Source organism: Staphylococcus sp. HMSC072B07 (genome assembly GCF_001815505.1).
Classification (GTDB): Bacteria; Bacillota; Bacilli; order Staphylococcales; family Staphylococcaceae; genus Staphylococcus; species Staphylococcus simulans.
In genome coordinates this window covers 1-3,932 of record NZ_KV820945.1, presented here as the reverse complement: position 1 = coordinate 3,932, position 3,932 = coordinate 1, and the positions used below count along the sequence as shown (strand labels likewise).

Below are 3,932 nucleotides of genomic sequence, written 5' to 3'. Positions count from 1 at the left end.
TTTTGTTTCATCTACTGTCACTGTGAATGGTTGGCCGTTTTCTGGATATCCTGGGACAGTCACTTTTTCTTTTACTTCATCAAGTGTTGTTGTTTCACCATAATGTTTAGTTACCTCTCCTGCTTTAGGATCGTATTTTACATTTTCTGGTTGGTCTCCTACAGTCACTTTAACTACCACGTGGTCTTTTGTACCGTCTGGATAAGTAACTGTCACTGGAACATCAAATACGCCATGAGTGTTTCCATCAGGCAATTTCGTTGGATCATCTACTGTTACTACCGGTGTTCCTTTATCTGCTGGGAAGTTTGGTACTGTAACTTTATCTTTCACTTCTTGTTCTGTTGTGCCTTGACCGTATGGTTTAGTGATTGATTGTGTTACCGGTTCATAAGTGTCTGAATCTTTTGGTCCTACTGTTACTTTCACATTAACTGTGTCTGTTGTTTTATCCGGATATGTGACTGTCGCTGGAACTTCGAATTCACCTGGTGTTTGACCGTCAGGTATTTTAGTTGTGTCAACCGTAATAACTGGTTGGTCTCCTTCTTTAGGGAAATCTGGAACGCTTACTTTACCTTTTACTTCGTCTTCAGTAGTTGGAGTTCCGTACGGTTTTACGATTTCTCCCGCAGTCGGTTCATATATATCTTTTTGCGGTTGATCGCCTACAGTGACTTTAACTGTTACTTTATCTGTTGTTTTATCCGGATAAGTAACAGTAACTGGGACATCGAATACTCCGTGAGTATTTCCATCAGGCAATTTCGTTGGATCATCTACTGTTACTACTGGTGTACCTTTATCCACCGGGAAGTTTGGTACTGTAACTTTATCTTTCACTTCTTGTTCTGTTGTGCCCTGACCGTATGGTTTTGTGATTGGTTGAACTGTTGGTTCATAAGTGTCTGAATCTTTTGGTCCAACAGTAACTTTTACATTCACTGTATCTGTTGTTTTATCTGGATAAGTCACTGTGACTGGGACTTCGAACTCACCGCTTGTTTGACCATTAGGAATTTTCGTTGTGTCAACCGTTATTACTGGTTGGTTTCCTTCTTTAGGGAAGTCCGGAACGCTTACTTTACCTTTTACTTCGTCTTCAGTAGTTGGAGTTCCGTATGGTTTTGTGATTTCTCCTGTTGTCGGTTCATATATATCTTTTTGCGGTTGATCCCCTACGGTCACTTTAACTGTTACTTTGTCTGTTGTTTTATCTGGATAAGTGACTGTCACAGGGACATCGAATACTCCGTGAGTATTTCCATCAGGCAATTTCGTTGGATCATCTACTGTTACTACTGGTGTACCTTTATCCGCCGGGAAGTTTGGTACTGTGACTTTGTCTTTCACTTCTTGTTCTGTTGTGCCTTGACCAAATGGTTTTGTGATTGGTTGTGTTGTTGGTTCATACGTATCTGAATCTTTCGGTCCAGTTGTAACTTTTACATTGACAATATCTGTTGTTTTATCTGGATATGTCACTGTGACTGGAACTTCTACTTCTCCTGGCGTTTGACCATCTGGAATTTTTGTTTCATCTATTGTCACTGTATATGGTTGACCATTTTCTGGGTAACCTGGAACAGTCACTTTTGATTTCACTTCATCTGGTGTTGCTTTTTCACCAAAGTGTTTAACGATTTCTCCGGCTTTAGGATCATATTTCACGTTATCCGGTTGTTCGCCGACTGTAACTTTAACTGTGACTTTATCAGTTGTTTTATCTGGGTAAGTGACTGTTACAGGAACATCAAATACGCCAGGTGTTTGACCATTTGGTACTTTTGTTTCGTCATCGATAGTAATAACTGGTTGAGTACCTTCTTTAGGTAAGTTTGGAATTGTAACATTTCCTTTAACTTCATCCGCTGTAGTCGGTGTACCAAAAGGTTTTACTATTGGTTGTGTTATAGGTTCATACGTAACTGAATCTTTTGGTCCAACTGTTACTTTAACTTTCACAACGTCTGTTGTTTTGTCTGGATATGTGACTGTAACTGGAACTTCAAATTCACCACTTGTTTGACCATCAGGCACTTTACTTGTGTCCACAGTAATAACTGGTTGATCGCCTTCTTTAGGGAAGTCCGGAACACTTACTTTTCCTTTTATTTCTTCTTCAGTTGTAGGTGTACCGTATGGTTTTTTAATCTCTCCTGTAGTCGGTTCATACGTGTCTGAATCTTTTGGTCCTGTTGTCACTTTCACGTTAACAATATCTGTTGTTTTATCCGGATAAGTTACTGTGGCTGGAACTTCTACTTCTCCCGGTGTTTGACCGTCTGGAATTTTTGCTTCATCTACTGTCACTGTATATGGTTGACTGTTTTCTGGATATCCTGGAACAGTCACTTTTGATTTCACTTCATCCGGTGTAGCTTTTTCACCAAAGTGTTTAGTGATTTCTCCTGCTTTAGGATCATATTTCACATTATCCGGTTGTTCACCGACTGTTACTTTCACTGTGACTTTGTCTGTTGTTTTGTCTGGGTAAGTGACGGTTACAGGTACATCAAATACGCCAGATGTTTGACCGTTCGGAATCTTAGTTGAATCATCCACTGTTACCACTGGTGTACCTTTATCCGTTGGGAAATCTGGGACTGTTACTTTGTCTTTCACTTCTTGTTCAGTTGTATTTTGACCAAATGGTTTTGTGATATTTTCAAATTTCGGTTCATAAGTGTCTGAGTTTTTCGGACCTACAGTGACTTTCACATTAACTGTATCTGTTGTTTTATCCGGATAAGTCACGGTTACTGGGACTTCGAATTCTCCACTTGTTTTGCCGTCAGGGACTTTCGTTGTATCAACACTAATAACTGGTTGGTCGCCTTCTTTAGGGAAGTTTGGAATACTTACTTTATCTTTGACTTCATTTTCAGTAGTCGGTGTACCATATGGTTTTGTGATTTCTCCTGCTGTTGGTTCGTATTTATCATTTTGCGGTTGGTCTCCTACTGTTACTGGAACTTTCACATGATCTTTTGTTCCGTCTGGATATGTGACTGTTACAGGGATATCTACTGTTCCTGGTGTTTGACCGTTTGGTATTTGTGCCGGATTATCGACTTTGACTGTCGGTGTACCTTTATCCGTTGGAAAATCTGGGACTGTTACTTTGTCTTTAACCTCTTGTTCTGTTGTGTTTTGACCAAATGGTTTTTTAATTGGTTGAATTGTTGGTTCATAAGTGTCTGAATCTTTCGGTCCTACGGTTACTTTCACATTCACTGTGTCTGTTGTTTTATCTGGATATGTCACTGTGACAGGGACTTGAGTTTCTCCACTAACTTGTCCATTTGGCAATTTATTTGTATCAACTGTGATTACAGGTTGAGTGCCTTCTTTAGGGAAGTTAGGTACATTTACTTTGCCTTTGACTTCTTCCACAGTAGTTGGAGTTCCATATGGTTTCGTAATTTCTCCTGTTGTTGGTTGATAAGTTTCAGAATTTTTTGGTCCGACTGTTACTTTCACATTTACTGTGTCTGTTGTTTTATCTGGATATGTCACTGTGACTGGGACTTGGAACACGCCACTTGTTTGACCATTTGGTAATTTTGTTGGATCCGTTATCGTTACTACAGGTGTGCCTTTTTCTTTAGGAAATTCTGGAACACTTACTTTTTCTTGAACTTCTTCCGCAGTAGTTGGTGTACCGTATGGTTTTGTGATTTCTCCTACTGTAGGTTCATATTTGTCTCTTTGTGGTTGTTCTCCTACAGTTACTGGAACTTTCACATGATCTTTTGTACCGTCCGGATAAGTCACTGTGACTGGGACTTCTACCGTTCCTGGTGTTTGACCATTTGGAATTTGTGCCGGATTATCGACTTTGATTGTCGGTGTACCTTTGTCTTTAGGGAAGTCTGGTACTGTGACTTTATCTTTCACTTCTTGTTCTGTTGTACCTTGACCATATGGTT

The 3,932-nt window shown here is 39.8% G+C and carries 1 protein-coding gene; it reads right to left on the bottom strand.

All coding sequences use genetic code 11. The features are described from left to right. Window positions 1-3,932, bottom strand: a 3,932-nt coding sequence (locus HMPREF3031_RS13525; protein ID WP_306806854.1) for a Rib/alpha-like domain-containing protein, incomplete at both ends; no start/stop codon positions are given.